Source organism: Stenotrophomonas sp. YJH_SMC_58 (assembly GCF_059369635.1).
In genome coordinates, this window is the sequence record NZ_JCAFSW010000001.1 from 497,575 (window position 1) to 514,035 (window position 16,461).

Below are 16,461 nucleotides of genomic sequence, written 5' to 3' on the forward strand. Positions count from 1 at the left end.
CATGACGAACATGTTGCAGGACACGCACCACTGCCCTGCATCGTTCGTTGGTTTTTCGTAAAGAAGGTTTCATGTTCCGTTCGCATAGTGGCCATGCACCGCGCACGCGTGCCGGTGACCACCCCCAATGCAACGGACCACCATGCAGACCCGACACCTGACGATCGCCGTGGCGATCGCCCTCTCCGCCGCCACCAGCGCCCATGCCGCCACCGCCGCCGATACCGGCGCCAGCACCGATGCCGCGCTGAGCGCGCAGACGCTGGATACCGTCTCCGTGATCGGCCAGGGCGAGACCCGCCAGGTGCAGCGCATCACCACCGTCGACAAGCAGGTGCTGCCGCCGGGCACCAGCGGCCAGAAGATCCTCGACCGCCTGCCGGGCGTGTCGGTGCAGTCCAACGATGCCTTCGGCGCCAACGAAGAATCGCAGACCATCAGCCTGCGCGGCTTCGACAAGAGCCGCCTCGGCTACACGCTGGACGGCATCCCGCTGGGCGACAACAGCTACGGCAACTACAACGGCCTGAGCATCGCCCGCGCGATCATCGCCGAGAACCTGGCCGGTGCCGAGCTGTCGCAGGGCATCGGTTCGCTGGGCGTGGCCTCGACCAGCAACCTGGGCGGCACCATCCAGTACTTCTCGATGGACCCGTCCACCGAGTTCGGTGGCCGCGCCAGCGTCACCGTCGGCGACAACAGCCAGCGCCGTGGCTACCTGCGCGTGAATACCGGTGACATCAACGGCTTCTCGGCCTATGTGTCCGGCGTGCACCAGGACCAGGACATGTGGGCCGCGCCCTACCAGAACCAGACCACCCGCCAGTTCAACGCCAAGGCAGTGTGGAATGTCGGCGACCACCGCTTCGGTGCGTTCGTGGCCACCTCGCGCGCCAGCCAGGCCAACTACGCCTACCTGTCCAAGGACATGCTGGCGCGTGGCCTGGGCTGGGATTGGAACATCTACGCGCCGGACTGGGATCGCGCCGTCGCCGCTGCGTACTGCGCGCCGGGCACCTACAACAAGGCACGCTGCAAGTTCAGCGGCGGCGTCAACAGCATCGACGATGCCTACTACCAGAGCCGCGCATTGCGCGACGACAATCTCTATTCGGTCGATGCCGACCTTCGCCTGGGCGAGCAGGGCCGCCTGAAGCTGCTGGCCTATCACCACGACAACCGTGGCCAGGGCCACTGGTGGGCACCGGGCCAGCCATCCTACCCGGGCACCGACAGGATGCTGCCGATCTCGATCCGCAGCACCAACTACACGATCAACCGCGATGGCCTGACCGCCGCATTGTCGTGGACGGTGGGCATCCACGAACTGGAAGCCGGCCTGTGGTACGAGCAGAACGACCACAACGTCTCGCGCAACTTCTACTACATCAGTGGCCCGTTCCTGGACGACCTGTACCTGAAGAACCCTGATCGCCTGCTGTTCAACCAGGACTTCGACATCCGCACGCGCCAGTTCTACGTGCAGGACCGCATGCGCTTCCTGGACCAGCGCCTGACCGTGGACGTGGGCATCAAGAGCCCGAACACCCGCATGCGTGCCACCGCCCAGCCGGGCGTGGAAACCAGCATCGCCTCGGGCACGCTGACCGCCAAGGAATCGGTGCTGCCGCAGGTGGGCCTGGGCTTCAAGCTCAACGCCAACAACGAGCTGTTCGCCTCGTACGCCGAAAACATCGCCGCCTTCGTCGGCGGTGGCAGCGGCGGCCCGCTGCAGGTGTCGCCGGAATCGTTCGCGGCCAGCGCTGGCCTGGAGCCGGAGAAGTCCAAGAGCCTGGAAGCCGGCTTCCGTACCTTCGGCGAGAAGTACCAGGCGTCGATCGCGGGTTACAACGTGAAGTTCGACAACCGCCTGCTGTCGTTGAACCCGTGCTCGAGCATCGAAGTCGGCACGCGTCCGGAGTGCGTGACGCGCTTCATCAACGTCGGTTCGGTGAAGAGCTACGGCGCGGAACTGACCTTCATCCTCAAGCCGATCGACGGCCTGCAGTGGTACAACGCGCTGTCCTGGAACAAGACCACCTACGAGGATGACTACACCTCGGGCGGCGCCATCGTTCCGGTGGCCGGCAAGATCACGGTGGATACGCCGCAGCGCATGGCCTCCAGTGAGATCAGCTGGAACCGCGATGGCTTCTTCGCCAGCCTGCGTGCCAAGTACACCGGCAAGCGCTACTACACCTACACCAACGACCAGTCGGTGCCGGGCGTGACCACCTTCGACGCCGGTGCGGGCTACGACTTCGGCCCCGGCCTGGGCCTGCGCAACGTGCGGGTGTCGTTGAATGCGACCAACCTGACCAACAAGCGCTATGCCGGCCAGCTGAGCTCGTTCGCACCGAGCGACCCGAAGGGCACGCGTTATGCGATCCATGCGAGCGCACCGCGGCAGTTGTTCATGACGGTGGCGGCAGAGTTCTAAGTCGAAAGCGTTGCCCCGCGGCGTCTTGATTATCGTCGCGGGGCAGGGCCGGATGGGCCGGCGCAGGACACGCCGTAAACCCATCCATGGGGGCTCGATGGCGCCATCCATGGCGCCAACGGTCCTGCGCCGGCCCATCCGACCCTGCTCGACGGTTTCCCGCGCCACGGTGCGGAAGGCAAAGAAGAGCAAAAAGCAAAGAGCCGGGCATTGCCCGGCTCTTTGCTTTTCAAGCGCAATCCCTTCGGCGCGGTGATGTGCTGCCGCCCGCGCGGGAAAATGTCTGGCGGCGGTGGGGCACCCTGGCCAGGACCGTGAGGCGCATGGATGCGCCGATCGAGCCCCCATGGATGGGTTTACGGCGTGTCCTGGCCAGGGTGCGCCACCCCCGCCCAGCGACATCAATCGAGGCGCCAGCGCATCATCCCGCCAACGCATTTCATTCCGGCGCCAGCTGGTCCATCCGTATCCGGTTGGCGAACAGCGAGAACGCCAGCATGCCGGCCAGGCCGTTCGCCCGGCTCACCCAGTGCGGCAGCCAGCGCGGAGGCTTCAGCACTCCCGCCTCGAACAACGGCGCGAACGCGATCGCATCGGTCAGGCTCATCTTGCCGGCGAACAACCAGCGGCAGACCTGCAGGCGGTCCTCGGCCAGCATGTGGCGGAAGAAGGTGTGCACCGACACCAGGCCGCGCAGGTACACCGTGTCCTTGGTGAAGGCCAGGCCGCCACTCGGCGGCACGCCGCGGAACACGCGCTGTGCCGAGGCGAAACTCTCCTCTGCGTTCTGCCCCGCATCGCAGAAATAGCGGAACACTTCGATGAAATCGGCGCCTTCGCGTGCCATCGCAATCGCTTCGGTACGAAGGCTGATGCGCTTGAGTCGCTCGATGTCGATGCTGCCGGTGATCTGCTCGGCGAAGGTGGCCAGACCTTCCTGGGTGGCGGTCACCCGTGGCGAGGACAATGCCAGGCTCGGCAGCACCGGTTGTTCGCGGCCGTTCAATGCGGTCAGCGAATGCACCAGCGCTTCGTGGTGGAACAGCTGCGCGCGGTCGTAGGCACTGAAGCGGGCACTGGTGCGCAGTCGGATACGGGTCGGACCGGCAGCCGCCTTGGACACCAGTTCCGGGTCGAGCTGCACCTGGATGATGCGCGATTCGAAGAAGGCATCCAGGTCGTTCTGCAGCTGCAGCTGCAGCGCGATGGCCGAGACCGGCACCTGCTCTTCCGGCGCCAGCAGTTCGTGGTCCAGTTCGGCGGCAATCTGGATGAAGTGGCGCGCCGCTTCGCGCGTGCTCGGGCCATTGCCCGGCAGCGGCTGCTCGGGTGCGCCAAACAGCTGCACCGAACAGGTATCGACGGCGGCGGTGCCCAGCCCTTCCAGCAGTTGCGCGGCCAGATCCCAGCTCTGCGCCGACTGCCGCACGTAGTGGCCCAGTGGGTGGCTGTCGTCGCAGTCGGTGGCGATCGCGGCCAGCGCGCGACGTTCTTCGCTGAAGTCCAGCCGTGGGTAATCCACCTTCGGCAGCACCGGCTGGCCACGTGCCACGCTGTCCAGGAACGGTGCCTGCACCGTTGCCGGCCAGCTGGTCAGGCCCAGCAGGCGGATGCCTCCCACGGCCTCGACCAGGCGCGCATCGAGCGCTGCATGGTGGGCCACGTCACGGTCCAGCGTCGCAGTCGGTTCCATGCGCGGACTATAGCGCCCTGCCCGCGCGTTGGTAGGTGCCAATCTTGGTTGGCATCCGCCGAAGGCGGGCTTCGGACACGTCCGTGCCAACCAAGGTTGGCACCTACCAGAAGCAGGTTTCCTGCACCTGCCAGGCGCGGGCAGAGGCGGGATTCATTGCGCAGATCAGCGCCCATTGCGGTGCAATGGGATCCGACCCCGCGGTACCGATCAGCGCCTACGCGGCTTGCCGGCCGGGCGAAACTGCTGGCCCTTGCCCTTCTTGCCGCCACGCTCCTGCGCGGTCTCGGCCTGGCGGACCGCCAGCTTGGCGGCGGCGGCGGCCACTTCTTCCTTCAGCTTGAAGTAGTTGAGCAGCCGGCTCTCTTCGATCTCACCTGCGTCGATCGCTGCGCGTACGGCACAGCCCGGTTCCTGCTGGTGCTTGCAGTCGTTGAAACGGCACTGTGCGGCCAGCGCTTCGATATCGGCGAAGCCGCCTTCGGACAGCGTCTCTTCACCGGTCGGCTTCAGCTCGCGCATGCCGGGAGTGTCGATCAGGCAGGCGCCGGTCGGCAGCGGCATCAGTGCGCGGTGCGTGGTGGTGTGGCGTCCGCGCGAATCGTTGGCGCGCACCGCGTTGGTCTTCATCCGCTGCTCGCCCAGCAGGGTGTTGGTCAGCGTGGATTTGCCGGCACCGGACGAGCCCACCAGCACCACCGTGCGACCCGGGCCCAGCCACGGTTGCAGCACCGCCACGCTGTCGGCATCCAGGCCATTGATCGCATGCAGGGCGATACCCTGCATCTCCAGCTCTTCCAGCACCGCCAGCGCGTCTTCGCTGTACTCGGTCTGGTCAGCCTTGGTCAGCACCACCACCGGTTCGGCACCGCCACCGCCGACCAGCAGCAGGTAGCGCTCGATGCGCCTCGGATTGAAGTCGGCATCCAGGCCGCAGACGATGAACACCGTATCGATGTTGGCTGCGATCACCTGCTGGTGGTAATGCTCGCCGGCAGCACCACGCTTGATCGCGGTACGACGCGGCAGCAGGGCGACGATGCGGATGCCATCGAGCAGCACCCAGTCACCCACCGCCGGCCGTTCATGGCTGGGGAAGCGCGGGCGCTGCCATTCCGGCAGCGACTCGGCCTTGATCGACGCATCCGGGCCATCGGCCACCACGTAGTGGGTGCGGTGCTGTTCGATCACCCGTGCCGGGCGGGCCTGCGGATGTGCGGCCATCGCGGCCTGCCAGTCGGCCTGCTGCGCCGGGCCCGGCCAGGGCCAGCCAATGGTCTGCAGGGCGATGAAATCGGGGGTCTGGGTCATCGCCGCCATTCTACCTGTGCCGGCGCCCTGCCAGCCCAGCAATGACGGGCCCCGCGCCCTTGCCATGCATTGCAGCAATTCCGGTAGGATGGAAGCCCCATGCCTTTTGACGGCCCAGCTCCCATGTCCACCAACTCGCCCAAGCCCCTGGCCATCCGCGAGCGCCTTTCCGAAGTGCGCTACGAAATCCGCGGAGAACTGGCGCGGCGAGCCCGGGAGCTGGAGGCGCAGGGCCGCAAGCTGATCAAGCTCAACATCGGCAATCCGGGCGCTTTCGGCTTCCGCGCGCCGGAGCACCTGCAGCGTGCGATCGCTGACGACATGGGCCGCACCGACCCGTACACGCACCAGCAGGGCCTGCCGGTGGCGCGCGAAGCCATCGCCAGCTACTACGCCCGTCGTGGCGCGCCCGATGCGCACCCGGACCGCGTCTTCCTCGGCAATGGCGTCAGCGAGCTGATCGACCTGTCGCTGCGTGCGCTGCTCAACCCGGGCGATGAAGTGCTGGTGCCCTCGCCCGACTACCCGCTGTGGTCGGCCTCGACCATCCTCAACGATGGCCGTCCGGTGTACTACCGCTGCGCACCGGAGAACGGCTTCCAACCGGACCCGAGCGAGATCGAGACGCTGGTGTCCTCGCGCACCCGCGCCATCGTGCTGATCAACCCGAACAACCCCAGCGGCGCCAGCTACCCGCGCGAACTGCTGGAGCGCGTGGTCGAGATCGCACGCCGCCACAACCTGTTGCTGCTGGTCGACGAGATCTACGACCAGATCCTGTACGACGACGCGGTGTTCCAGCCGGTCGCGCCGCTGGCCGGTGATCATCCGTGCCTGACCTTCAGCGGCCTGAGCAAGGTGCACCGCGCCTGCGGCTGGCGCGTGGGCTGGGCCCACCTCAGCGGCGACGATGCCCGCCTGGGTGACTTCCGCGCGGCACTGGATCTGTTGGGTGCGCTGCGCCTGTGCGCCAACGTGCCGGGCCAGTACGCCATCGAGGCCGCAGTGAACGGTCCGGACACCATTTCCGAACTGTGCACGCCGGGCGGCCGCCTGTATGAAACCCGCCGCGCGGTCATCGAGGCCTGCGAAGCCAGCGAGCACCTCTCGCTGGTCGCACCGGCCGGCGCGCTGTACGCGTTCCCGGCCGTGGTCGGCGCCGCTGCGAAGGGCTTCGACGACCACAACTTCGCGCTGGACCTGATGAACAACGAAGGCGTGCTGGTGGTGCCGGGCTCGAGCTTCAACGTGCCCTACCGCCATCATTTCCGCGTGACCCTGATGCCGGAGGCCTCGGTGATGCGCGATGTGTTCGCGCGCATCGACCGCGTGCTGGCGCGACGTGCCGAGGACGCGACCAAGGTCGTGCCGCTGAAGCCGCGCCGCTCGGTGGCCTGAGCGTGGCGCTGTCCTACCTGGCGCTGGGCGATTCGTACACCATCGGTGAAGCGGTTGCAGTCGAAGGCCGCTGGCCGCACCAGCTGGCCGCCACGCTGCGTGCGCAGGGCATTGAGCTGTCCGATCCGCAGACCATCGCCACCACCGGCTGGACCACCGACGAACTCGATGCGGGCATCGATGCGGCTGCGCCGCAGGGGCCGTTCGATTTCGTCAGCCTGCTGATCGGCGTCAACAACCAGTACCGCGGGCGTCCGCTGGACGAATACCGCAGCCAGTTCCAGGTGCTTCTGCAGCGGGCGATCGGCTTCGCTGGCGGTGATGCCGGACGCGTGCTGGTGCTGTCCTTCCCCGATTGGGGCGCGACCCCGTTCGGCGCAGGCAGTGGCCGCGACCTGGCCGCGATCGAGATCGAGACCGACGAGTTCAACGCGGCAGCCGAGGTGATCAGCACCCAGCAGGGCGTGGCCTTCGTCGACATCACCGATATCAGCCGCGCACAGGGCGAAGACCCGACGATGATCGCCGAGGATGGCCTGCACCCTTCGGCGCGGATGTACGCGCTGTGGAGCGCACGCGCCCTTCCGGTGGCCGCGCACCTGCTTGGCGGCACGGACTGAGGCGATGGACGGCACGCCACGGAACGGCCCGCCCCTGCCCTGCACTCCCCTGACGGCCCCGCAGGCCCGCTTGATTGCCGAGGCCTTCCGCCCGGCGCAGGCCTGGGGCAGCCGCCGCGACTACTACTACACCCGCGGCAAGCTCGGCAGCGATCCGCTGTACGACGGCGTGCTGCAGCATCTGCCTGACGATGGGCAGCCGGTGCTGGACCTGGGCTGCGGGCTGGGCCTGTTCGCCCATGTACTGCGCCAGCGCGGCGGTACCCAGCGCTACCTTGGCGTGGACGTGGATGCCGGCAAGATCACCCGCGCGAAGCGTGCTGCCGCCGACCTGCATGACGTGCGCTTCGATTGCGTGGATGTGCAGGCGCCGCTGCCGGCGCAGGCCGGGCACGTCCTGCTGCTGGACGTACTGCAGTACCTGCACGCGGGCCCACAGCAGGCACTGCTGCGCGCGGCCAGCGCTCAGGTGGCCCGTGGCGGCTGCCTGCTGCTGCGCACGCCGCTGGCCACCGGCGATGGCCGCGACCGCACCACGCGGGTGGCGGACCGGCTGGCCTGGCTGATCGGCTGGATGGGCACGCGACCACGCCACTACCCCGATCCGCAGGTATTGCAGACAACGCTTGCCGAAGCTGGATTGCAGGTGACCGCACCCCGCCCGCTGCACGGGCGTACCCCCTTCAACAGCTGGCTGCTGGTGGCCAAACGCCCCGCGTTGTAGGACCGAACCCAGGCTCGGCTGTGCTGTTGCGGTAGATCCACGCCATGCGTGGATGGCCTCGCGACCATTCCTGTAGGGGCGAGCCCACGCCCGGCTGCCCCAAGCGGCCAGAAGCCTGGTTTACAGGACCGGCAGCCGCGCCTTCAGCCCCCGCTCGTCCAGCGCCTGCAGCACGCGTTCGATGATCACCCGATTGTGACCGTGGGCGGCGCCCTCATGCAGCAGCACGATGGCGCCGGGTTGCAGGTCAGGCAGCAGCCGCGACAGCACGCCCTCCGGCGTGCAGCCGACGCCGTCGTAGCCCCGGGCACTCCAGCCCACGCGCACCAGGCCCAGCGCCTTCAACACCGGTGCCACGAACGGATTGGTCATGCCCACCACCGAGCGGTACCAGCGCACCGGATGCCCGCTCAGGGCCTGCAGTGCATGCTGGCAGCCCTCGATCTCGGCCCGCATCGCCGCCGGGCCCAGACGCCAGAAGCGCGCCTGTGGGTGGCTGTGGCTGTGGTTGCCCAGGTCGTGGCCGCGGCGCAGGATCTCCTGCACCAGTTCCGGCTGTGCCAGCGCACGTTCCCCCACCAGGAAGAAGGTGGCGCGCGCCTGGTGGCGGTCCAGCAGGTCGAGCACGGCGCGGGTTTCCGGGCCGGGGCCGTCATCGATCGTCAGCCAGACGCTGTTGCCGGCCTCTGGCAACCGGCTCAGCACCGGTGCGTAGAAGCGGCTGTTGGGCAGGAATATCGGCACCATGAACAGCGCGTGGCTGGCCACCATCAGCGGCAGGCCCCAGTGCCAGCCTGCCAGCACCCATACCAGGATCACGGCCAACTGCGACGCCACCAGCCAGGGCAGCCAGCGCCAGGGCCGGGTCGGGATGCGATGCAATGTTCCTGCGTTGCTCATCCCCCATGATGCCATGAGGGGTAGAATTGATGATTCGAATTCCCGGAAACCCGACGTCCATGTCCCTCGATCCCGCCCTGCGTTCGCGCATCGAATCCATCCTCAACGCCAACCGCGTCGTGCTGTTCATGAAGGGCCAGCCGTCGATGCCGCAGTGTGGTTTCTCGGCCAAGGCCGTGGGCGCCCTGCAGGACCTCGGCGTCGAGTTCGCCCACGTCAACGTGCTGGCCGACCAGGAAATCCGTGAAGGCATCAAGGCCTATGGCGACTGGCCGACCATCCCGCAGCTGTACATCGACGGCGAACTGGTCGGTGGCAGCGACATCGTGCTGCAGATGGCCGCCAGCGGCGAGCTGAGCAGCGTGCTGGGCCTGGCCGCACCGGACCGCACCCCGCCGAGCATCACCGTCACCCCGGCCGCCGTGGAAATGCTCAAGGGCGCGCTGGCCGATGCCCCGGGCGCTGCCCTGCAGCTGAGCATCGACGCCGGTTTCCAGCCGAACTTCCAGCTGGCCCCGCACGACGAAGGCGCGATCGCTGCCGAGTCCAACGGCCTGCGCGTGCAGTTCGACCTGGCCAGCGCGCGTCGCGCCAACGGCATCACCATCGACTGGGTGGACGACATCCGCGGCAAGGGCCTGGCCATCGACAATCCGAACGCACCCAAGCCGGTGCAGGAAATCAGCGTGCGTGATGCCGATGACCTGGTGCGTGCCGGCAACATCACCCTGGTGGACGTGCGCCCGGCCGAGGAGCGCGAGATCGCTGCCGTGGGCGTGCCGTTCAAGAGTTTCGACGGCAACGGCCGTGCGGAGCTGGAGGCCCTGCCCAAGGACACCGCACTGGCGTTCATGTGCCACCACGGCGGCCGCAGCGCACAGGCTGCCGAGCAGTTCCGTGCACTGGGCTTCACCAAGGTGTTCAACGTCACCGGCGGCATCAACGCCTGGTCGGAAGAAGTGGACAACGGCGTGCCGAAGTACTGATCGGCACTGAAAAAGGGGACGGAGGGGATTAAGTCGTTTATGGCACAAACGACTTAATCCCCTCCGTCCCCTTTTTCTTAGCCGGCGAACCCGCCTTCGGCCAGGTAATCCAGCTCTTCCGCCGTGGGGAAGCGACCGAGCACGGCATTGCGATGCGGGAAACGACCGAAGCGGCGGATGATGTCGCGGTGCAGTTCGGCGTACTGCAGGTATTCCTTGTCACCCAGCACGTCGAACATCGCCACCGAGCGGTCCTGGTCCAGCGGATCCTCGGAGTGCTCGAACGGCAGGTAGATGAAGGCGCGCAGCTTCGGCACCAGCTGCAGGTCCAGGCCTTCCTCGATGGCGCGCATGGCGTAATGCCGGGCCAGGCCATCGGTGGCGTAGGAATGGGCAGTACCCCGGAAGCAGTTGCGCGGGAACTGGTCGAGCAGCAGCATCAGGGCCAGCGCCCCTTCGGCACTGCCCAGCCAATGTTCGCGCGCGCGCGAAGCGGCGGCGAAATGCTCATCCAGAAACAACTGGCGGAACTGCGCGTCGAACGCGTCGTCGCGGGCGAACCACTTCGCAGGGCCCGCCTCCTTCCAGAATTCCACCACTTGCGCGGCAACGTCCATCACCTACTCCCCAGGGCCGGCGCGCCGCGCCAGGCCATCATCATCATTCGTCGAAGCGCAGGTGGCGGACCGACTTGCCGTTGCGCCGGATAAGCTTAAGCGCCTCGATACCGATCTGGATATGGTTTTCCACGAACTGGGAGCTGACCTTGGCATCGGAGGCTTCGGTCTTGACCCCATCGGGGATCATCGGCTGGTCCGACACCAGCAGCAGCGCACCGCTGGGGATGTGGTTGGCGAAGCCGGCGGCGAACACGGTGGCGGTTTCCATGTCGATGGCCATGCAGCGCATCGCCCGCAGCCGCTCCTTGAAGGCCTCGTCGTGTTCCCAGACCCGGCGGTTGGTGGTGTAGACGGTACCGGTCCAGTAGTCGTGGCCGAGGTCGCGGATCATGGTCGAGACCGCACGCTGCAGCGCGAACGCCGGCAACGCCGGCACTTCCGGCGGCAGGTAGTCACCCGAGGTACCCTCACCACGGATCGCAGCGATCGGCAGCACCAGGTCGCCCAGCTGGTTCTTGCGCTTGAGGCCGCCGCACTTGCCCAGGAACAGCACCGCCTTGGGCATCACCGCCGACAGCAGGTCCATGATGATCGCGGCATTGGGGCTGCCCATGCCGAAGTTGATCATGGTGATGCCGTCGATCGTGGCGCTTGCCATCGGCCGGTCCAGGCCGATGACCGGCGCACCGGTCAGCTCGGAAAAGGTATGCAGGTAGCCGCCGAAGTTGGTCAGCAGGATGTGCTGGCCGAACTGGTCCAGAGGCACGCCGGTATACCGGGGCAGCCAGTTGTCGACGATTTCCTGCTTGCTTTTCATGGGCGGTCCGGTACGGCGGGGGACCGGGTATTTTCGGCCACCCGGCCGGTGCAGTCGAGCCGCCGTCGACCGTCCTGTGAAGAAGGTCACTTGGCAAGCCCGCCGCCACCGGGCTAGCGTCGGCGGTTGGACCAGGTTGCAAGGGGAACTGCATGGCATCGACGTTGTTGCGCGCCGGGGTGGTCCTGGCGCTGCTTTCATTGAGTACGGCTCCGGCGGTGGGCGCCTCGCGCTTTGTCGCCGATCCCTACCCCAGCACCTACCAGGCCCATCCCGATGCGCCGGTACTGATCCACAACGCCACCGTGCTGACCGGTACCGGCCTGCGCCTGGACAACGCCGATGTGCTGCTGCGCGACGGCCGCATCGTTGCCGTCGGCCGCCAGCTGCAGGCCGATGCCGGCGTCACCCGCATTGATGCACAGGGCAAGTGGGTCACTCCGGGCCTGATCGACGTGCATTCGCACCTGGGCGTGTATCCCAGCCCGGGTGTCGGTGCGCACAGCGACGGCAACGAGATGACCGCACCGGTCACCGCCAACGTCTGGGCCGAACACTCGGTGTGGCCGCAGGACCCGGGCTTCGCCACCGCGCTGGCCGGCGGCGTGACCAGCATGCAGGTGCTGCCGGGCTCGGCCAACCTTGTCGGTGGCCGCGGCGTGACGCTGAAGAACGTCCCGGCCATCACCTACCAGGCGATGAAGTTCCCCGGTGCGCCGTGGGGCCTGAAAATGGCCTGCGGCGAGAACCCCAAGCGGGTCTATGGCGAGGGCAAGGGCGTGACCCCGGCCACGCGCATGGGCAACGTGGCCGGCTATCGTGCCGCCTTCATCGATGCCGCCGACTACATCGCCAAGAACAAGCCCAAGCCGGCCAAGCGCAAGAGCTGGTTCGGCAGCGACAAGGGCGACAGCGCCGGTGATGCCGGCGGCAAGCGCGATCTCAAGCTGGACACGCTGGCCGGCGCGATCGAAGGCGACATCCGCGTGCACATCCACTGCTACCGCGCCGACGAGATGGCCACCATGCTCGATCTGGCCAAGGAATTCGGCTTCAAGGTAGCCGCCTTCCACCACGGCGTGGAGGCCTACAAGCTGGCCGACAGGCTGGCCGCCGACGGCGTCTGCGGTGCGCTGTGGGCCGACTGGTGGGGCTTCAAGATGGAAGCCTTCGACGGCATTCCGGAGAACATCGCGCTGGTCGACCGGCCGAAGAACAGCTGCGCCATCGTCCACTCCGATTCACCCGAGGGCATCCAGCGCCTGAACCAGGAAGCAGCCAAGGTGATGGCGTCCGCACGCCGCGCGCGCATGCCGGAGATCACGCCCGAACACGCCATCACCTGGATGACCGCCAACGCCGCCAAGGCGCTGGGCATTGAAGGCCAGACCGGCACCCTGGAGGCCGGCAAGATGGCCGACGTGGTGGTCTGGAACGGCAACCCCTTCAGTTCGTATGCGCTGGCCGAGCAGGTCTTCATTGATGGCCGCAGGTTGTACGACCGCAGTGCACCGGCAGCGACGCCGCGTTCTGATTTCCAGCTTGGCCAGGAGGTGCGTTGATGATGGTGCTCAAGCAGTTGGCGCAGTCTGCCGCGAAGGGCAGCCGAGCATGGTTCGGCGCTACTGTCATGGTGCTGGCCTGCATCTCCGCATCCGCACAGGCACAGGACCTGCTGGTGCGCAACGCAACGGTGCACACGGCCAGCGCACGCGGCAGCCTGCACAACGCCGATGTGCTGGTCCAGGGTGGCATCATCCGCGCGGTCGGCCCCGGCCTGTCCGCGCCGGCCGGGGTGACCGTGGTCGAAGCCAATGGCAGGCCGCTGACCCCGGCCCTGTTCGGTGGCATCACCGAAACCGGCATCGAAGAGGTCTCGGGTGAATCGAGCACGGTGGACAGTTCGTTGAAGCTCGGTGAGCAGCCGCTGCGCCCGGAATTCGACGTCACCCTCGCCTACAACCCGGCCTCGGTGCTGATTCCGGTCACGCGCCTGGAAGGCATCGGCTTCACTGCATTGGGAGCAGCCACTGGTGGTGGTTTCGTGGCCGGCCAGGGCGGCGTAATGCGTCTGGACGGCAGCGCCGACCCGATCGGCCCGCGTGCCCTGTTCCTGCGCATCGGCGCGGCCGCCTCCGAACTGACCGGCCATTCGCGCGCCGCGCAATGGATGCTGCTGCAACAGATGGTCGACGAAGCACGCGGCCAGGTTGCTGTGGATTCCCCGCACGCGCTGTTGACCCCGGCCGGGCGCCGTACGCTCAGTCGCTACCTGGCCGGCCAGGGCCGCATCGTGGTGGAGGTGGATCGTGCCTCGGACATCCGCCAGCTGCTGCGCTGGGCCACACGCGAGAAGGTGAAGATCGCCATTGCCGGTGCCAGCGAAGCCTGGCAGGTCGCGCCGGAGCTGGCCGCTGCGCACGTGCCGGTATTCGTCGACGTGCTGGCCAACCTGCCGGCCAGCTTCGATCAGCTCGGTGCCACCCTGGAAAACGCCGCGCGCCTGCAGCGTGCCGGCGTGGCGGTTTCTTTCGTGCAGCGCGGCGACGCCACCCACAATGCGCGCAAGATGCGCCAGCTGGCTGGCAATGCAGTGGCCAACGGCCTGCCCTGGGCTGACGGTCTGGCCGGGCTGACCCGGGTACCCGCACAGGCGTTCGGCGTGGCCGACCAGATCGGCAGCATCGAGCCCGGCAAGCGCGCCGACCTGGTGCTGTGGGAAGGCGACCCGCTGGACGTGGCGCACTATGCCGAACAGGTCTGGCTGGGCGGCCGTGCGATGCCGATGCGCTCGCGCCAGACCGACCTGCGTGATCGCTACCTGCAGCGCAATGCGCAGCCCTGACCGCATTGAAGGACACCACCATGGCCACCCTGCGCTGGTACTTCGACTTCGTCTCGCCCTACTCCTACCTGCACTGGCAGAAGCTGAAACAGTTGCCGCAGTTCGCGCAGATCCAGACCGTGCCGATCGCCTTCGGCGCGGTGCTGCATCACCTGGGCAATCTCGGGCCGGCCGAGATTCCGGCCAAGCGCCGTTTCATCTACCGCCAGCTGCAATGGACCGCGCAGGCCGAGGGCACGCCGATGCGCTTCCCGCCCGGCCATCCGTTCAATCCGTTGTCGGCGCTACGCCTGTGCCTGGCCGCCGGAGCCAGCGCACAGGCGGTGGACGTGCTGTTCGACTGGATCTGGCGCGACGGCCATGCCGGTGACAGCGCCGAAGCCCTGCGCGAACCAGGTGCGCAGCTGGGCATCGAGGATGTCGCCAGCGCCATCGCCGCCCCGGCGGTCAAGGAACAGTTGCGGCGCAACACCGAGGCCGCAATCGGCGCCGGGGTGTTCGGGGTCCCAACCCTGGCCATCGACCAGGAACTGTTCTGGGGCAACGACGCCCATCCGCTGATGGCGGCCGTGCTGGCCGATCCTGCCCTGCTGCAGCAGCCCGAATGGCAACGCCTGGACAGCCTGCCGGTGGCGGTGCAGCGCGATCGCTGAACAGGGGTGGCGCGTTTCCCTCGGGCGCGGGCTCTGGTTTTGAGATAGATTTCACGTTTCCGAACCTACAACCGCCCTGGAGGGGGAGCCGCGGATGCGCATCGGAATCGTCGTCGACTCGGCCTGCGACCTGCCGCAGGACTTCATTGCCGAGCACAACATCGTGCTGCTGCCGATCACCGTCCGCATCGGCGAAGCCGTGCTGGCCGATCACCGCGATGAGCAGGCCACGCTGAGCTTCCTGCACGCGCACGTGGCCGAACACGGCGCCGAGGCGGAAACCATTCCCTTCAGTGTCAACCAGATCCGCGACCTGTTCCTGCAGCAGCTGGTGATCGATTACGACCACGTGTTCTGCATGACCATCACCAAGACCCGCAGCCCGATCCACGACAACGCACTGCAGGCCAGCTTCGCCATCCTCAACGACTACAAGCCGGTGCGCCAGGCGGCAGGCTACAACTCACCGTTCGCGCTGCGCGTGCTCGATACCCAGAACCTGTTCGCCGCGCAGGCGGTTACGGCGGTGGAAGCCGTGCGCCTGCGCGAGAGCAACGCCAGCGTGCAGCAGATCCGCGAGCGGCTGGAGGAACTGGCCGGCAACGTGCACGGCTACATGGTCACCCGTGACCTGTACTACATGCGTGCGCGCGCACGGCACAAGGGCGACCGCAGTGTCGGCCTGCTCAGTGCGGCGCTGGGCAGCGCGCTGGACATCAAGCCGGTGCTGCACGGCTACCGCGGCGAAACCGGGCCGGTAGCCAAGATCAAGGGCTTCGACAATGCCGTGCAGAAGCTGTTCGCGGTGGTCGGCCAGCGCGTACGTGCCGGACTGATGACGCCGACGGTGTGCGTCAGCTACGGCGGAGAACTGGACGAGCTGCGTGCGCTGCCCGGCTACGCACAGCTGAAAGAGGTCTGCGCCACCCATGGCGTGACCGTGTACGAATCGGTGATGAGCCTGACCGGCATGGTCAACGTCGGCAAGGGCGCGGTCACCGTAGGCTTCGCCGATGGGCCGCATCGGTTCGAATGAGCGCTGGCCACGGCCGGAATCTGCACATCGATTCCACTGCGGTTGTGCCAGTCTTGCCGCACTTCAAGGAGAACTCCATGCCTGCGCAGTACCACATCAGCCTGCCCGACCCGTCCAAGGCCCGTGGCAATGACCCTGACCTGTCCTTCCACTCGCAGGGCGCCGCCGGTTTCGCCGAAGAGCTGCAGGACGCCCTGCGCAGCGGCACGCTGTTCGAGCGCTGGAAGGCCAAGCAGCCCGACCCGGACGCGGTGGAACCGCAGTGGGGCGTGACCGATCCGGAGGCCACCGTGACCGGCGAGCAGAAGGACCTGCGCATCAACCTGGTCGCCACCACCCGCATCGACAGCGACGTGTTCAAGCAGCGCCTGCGCCTGCTGGCCGGCAGCCACTGGGAACTGCGCGACGTGCGTTGAGG

At 67.3% G+C, this 16,461-nt stretch carries 15 protein-coding genes; 10 read left to right on the forward strand and 5 right to left on the reverse strand.

Translation table 11 applies throughout. From position 1 onward, the window contains the following. Positions 1-142: 142 nt before the first annotated feature. The gene (locus AC5P68_RS02135) at positions 143-2,440 is read left to right on the forward strand and encodes a TonB-dependent receptor (RefSeq protein ID WP_231523020.1); all 2,298 of its coding nucleotides are present in this window, start codon (positions 143-145) and stop codon (positions 2,438-2,440) included. 439 nt (positions 2,441-2,879) lie between these two features. On the opposite strand, the gene AC5P68_RS02140 is transcribed toward AC5P68_RS02135, so the two are convergent. Then, the gene (locus AC5P68_RS02140) at positions 2,880-4,133 is read right to left on the reverse strand and encodes a flavohemoglobin expression-modulating QEGLA motif protein (protein WP_059035387.1); all 1,254 of its coding nucleotides are present in this window, start codon (positions 4,131-4,133) and stop codon (positions 2,880-2,882) included. A gap of 210 nt (positions 4,134-4,343) precedes the next feature. Further along, positions 4,344-5,453, reverse strand: a complete 1,110-nt coding sequence (gene rsgA, locus AC5P68_RS02145; protein WP_032965961.1) for a ribosome small subunit-dependent GTPase A — start codon at positions 5,451-5,453, stop codon at positions 4,344-4,346. Between the two features lie 114 nt (positions 5,454-5,567). Here rsgA and AC5P68_RS02150 point away from each other — a divergent pair, with 114 nt between their 5' ends. The 3 genes from AC5P68_RS02150 to AC5P68_RS02160 are packed head-to-tail and all read left to right on the forward strand — an operon-like array spanning position 5,568 to position 8,186. Next, positions 5,568-6,842: a pyridoxal phosphate-dependent aminotransferase gene (locus AC5P68_RS02150; protein WP_005414441.1), complete on the forward strand. Its 1,275-nt coding sequence runs from the start codon at positions 5,568-5,570 to the stop codon at positions 6,840-6,842. Between the two features lie 2 nt (positions 6,843-6,844). Then, entirely contained in the window at positions 6,845-7,462 is a 618-nt protein-coding gene (locus AC5P68_RS02155; RefSeq protein ID WP_033835206.1) for an SGNH/GDSL hydrolase family protein, read from the forward strand. Between the two features lie 4 nt (positions 7,463-7,466). Next, the gene (locus AC5P68_RS02160; protein WP_164208761.1) at positions 7,467-8,186 is read left to right on the forward strand and encodes a class I SAM-dependent methyltransferase; all 720 of its coding nucleotides are present in this window, start codon (positions 7,467-7,469) and stop codon (positions 8,184-8,186) included. A gap of 120 nt (positions 8,187-8,306) precedes the next feature. Here AC5P68_RS02160 and AC5P68_RS02165 read toward each other — a convergent pair whose 3' ends face one another. Next, positions 8,307-9,086, reverse strand: coding sequence for a polysaccharide deacetylase family protein (locus tag AC5P68_RS02165; RefSeq protein WP_033835208.1), 780 nt, complete (start codon positions 9,084-9,086; stop codon positions 8,307-8,309). A gap of 59 nt (positions 9,087-9,145) precedes the next feature. Here AC5P68_RS02165 and grxD point away from each other — a divergent pair, with 59 nt between their 5' ends. Next, positions 9,146-10,072, forward strand: a complete 927-nt coding sequence (gene grxD / locus AC5P68_RS02170) for a Grx4 family monothiol glutaredoxin (RefSeq protein WP_033835209.1) — start codon at positions 9,146-9,148, stop codon at positions 10,070-10,072. A gap of 77 nt (positions 10,073-10,149) precedes the next feature. On the opposite strand, the gene AC5P68_RS02175 is transcribed toward grxD, so the two are convergent. Further along, a complete protein-coding gene (locus AC5P68_RS02175; protein WP_005410992.1) occupies positions 10,150-10,689 on the reverse strand; it encodes a DUF924 family protein in 540 nt (179 codons plus the stop codon). A gap of 43 nt (positions 10,690-10,732) precedes the next feature. Beyond that, positions 10,733-11,509: an AMP nucleosidase gene (locus AC5P68_RS02180; RefSeq protein WP_005414446.1), complete on the reverse strand. Its 777-nt coding sequence runs from the start codon at positions 11,507-11,509 to the stop codon at positions 10,733-10,735. Between the two features lie 152 nt (positions 11,510-11,661). On the opposite strand from AC5P68_RS02180, the gene AC5P68_RS02185 reads away from it, so the two are divergent. From AC5P68_RS02185 to AC5P68_RS02205, 5 genes are all read left to right on the forward strand, one after another. Continuing rightward, positions 11,662-13,071, forward strand: a complete 1,410-nt coding sequence (locus AC5P68_RS02185; protein ID WP_049453359.1) for an amidohydrolase — start codon at positions 11,662-11,664, stop codon at positions 13,069-13,071. After that, complete coding sequence (locus tag AC5P68_RS02190; protein WP_080353449.1) at positions 13,071-14,354, forward strand: amidohydrolase family protein; 1,284 nt, start codon at positions 13,071-13,073, stop codon at positions 14,352-14,354. Before AC5P68_RS02185 ends, AC5P68_RS02190 begins: the two co-directional genes overlap by 1 nt. Before the next feature lie 20 nt (positions 14,355-14,374). Continuing rightward, complete coding sequence (locus tag AC5P68_RS02195) at positions 14,375-15,007, forward strand: 2-hydroxychromene-2-carboxylate isomerase (RefSeq protein ID WP_049433577.1); 633 nt, start codon at positions 14,375-14,377, stop codon at positions 15,005-15,007. A gap of 94 nt (positions 15,008-15,101) precedes the next feature. Next, positions 15,102-16,043, forward strand: a complete 942-nt coding sequence (locus AC5P68_RS02200) for a DegV family protein (protein ID WP_005410997.1) — start codon at positions 15,102-15,104, stop codon at positions 16,041-16,043. A 77-nt stretch (positions 16,044-16,120) separates the two neighbouring features. Next, positions 16,121-16,459, forward strand: a complete 339-nt coding sequence (locus AC5P68_RS02205) for a hypothetical protein (RefSeq protein ID WP_005410998.1) — start codon at positions 16,121-16,123, stop codon at positions 16,457-16,459. The last annotated feature ends 2 nt before the right edge of the window (positions 16,460-16,461 follow it).

Excerpts from the sequence above, each read along its gene's own strand:
- AC5P68_RS02150 (WP_005414441.1), top strand. The coding sequence starts at position 5,568 with ATGTCCACCAACTCGCCCAAGCCCCTGGCCATCCGCGAGCGCCTTTCC.
- AC5P68_RS02195 (WP_049433577.1), top strand. The coding sequence starts at position 14,375 with ATGGCCACCCTGCGCTGGTACTTCGACTTCGTCTCGCCCTACTCCTAC.
- AC5P68_RS02180 (WP_005414446.1), bottom strand. The coding sequence starts at position 11,509 with ATGAAAAGCAAGCAGGAAATCGTCGACAACTGGCTGCCCCGGTATACC.
- AC5P68_RS02200 (WP_005410997.1), top strand. The coding sequence starts at position 15,102 with ATGCGCATCGGAATCGTCGTCGACTCGGCCTGCGACCTGCCGCAGGAC.
- AC5P68_RS02185 (WP_049453359.1), top strand. The coding sequence starts at position 11,662 with ATGGCATCGACGTTGTTGCGCGCCGGGGTGGTCCTGGCGCTGCTTTCA.
- AC5P68_RS02175 (WP_005410992.1), bottom strand. The coding sequence starts at position 10,689 with ATGGACGTTGCCGCGCAAGTGGTGGAATTCTGGAAGGAGGCGGGCCCT.
- grxD (WP_033835209.1), top strand. The coding sequence starts at position 9,146 with ATGTCCCTCGATCCCGCCCTGCGTTCGCGCATCGAATCCATCCTCAAC.
- rsgA (WP_032965961.1), bottom strand. The coding sequence starts at position 5,453 with ATGGCGGCGATGACCCAGACCCCCGATTTCATCGCCCTGCAGACCATT.
- AC5P68_RS02190 (WP_080353449.1), top strand. The coding sequence starts at position 13,071 with ATGATGGTGCTCAAGCAGTTGGCGCAGTCTGCCGCGAAGGGCAGCCGA.
- AC5P68_RS02205 (WP_005410998.1), top strand. The coding sequence starts at position 16,121 with ATGCCTGCGCAGTACCACATCAGCCTGCCCGACCCGTCCAAGGCCCGT.
- AC5P68_RS02135 (WP_231523020.1), top strand. The coding sequence starts at position 143 with ATGCAGACCCGACACCTGACGATCGCCGTGGCGATCGCCCTCTCCGCC.
- AC5P68_RS02165 (WP_033835208.1), bottom strand. The coding sequence starts at position 9,086 with ATGAGCAACGCAGGAACATTGCATCGCATCCCGACCCGGCCCTGGCGC.
- AC5P68_RS02160 (WP_164208761.1), top strand. The coding sequence starts at position 7,467 with ATGGACGGCACGCCACGGAACGGCCCGCCCCTGCCCTGCACTCCCCTG.
- AC5P68_RS02140 (WP_059035387.1), bottom strand. The coding sequence starts at position 4,133 with ATGGAACCGACTGCGACGCTGGACCGTGACGTGGCCCACCATGCAGCG.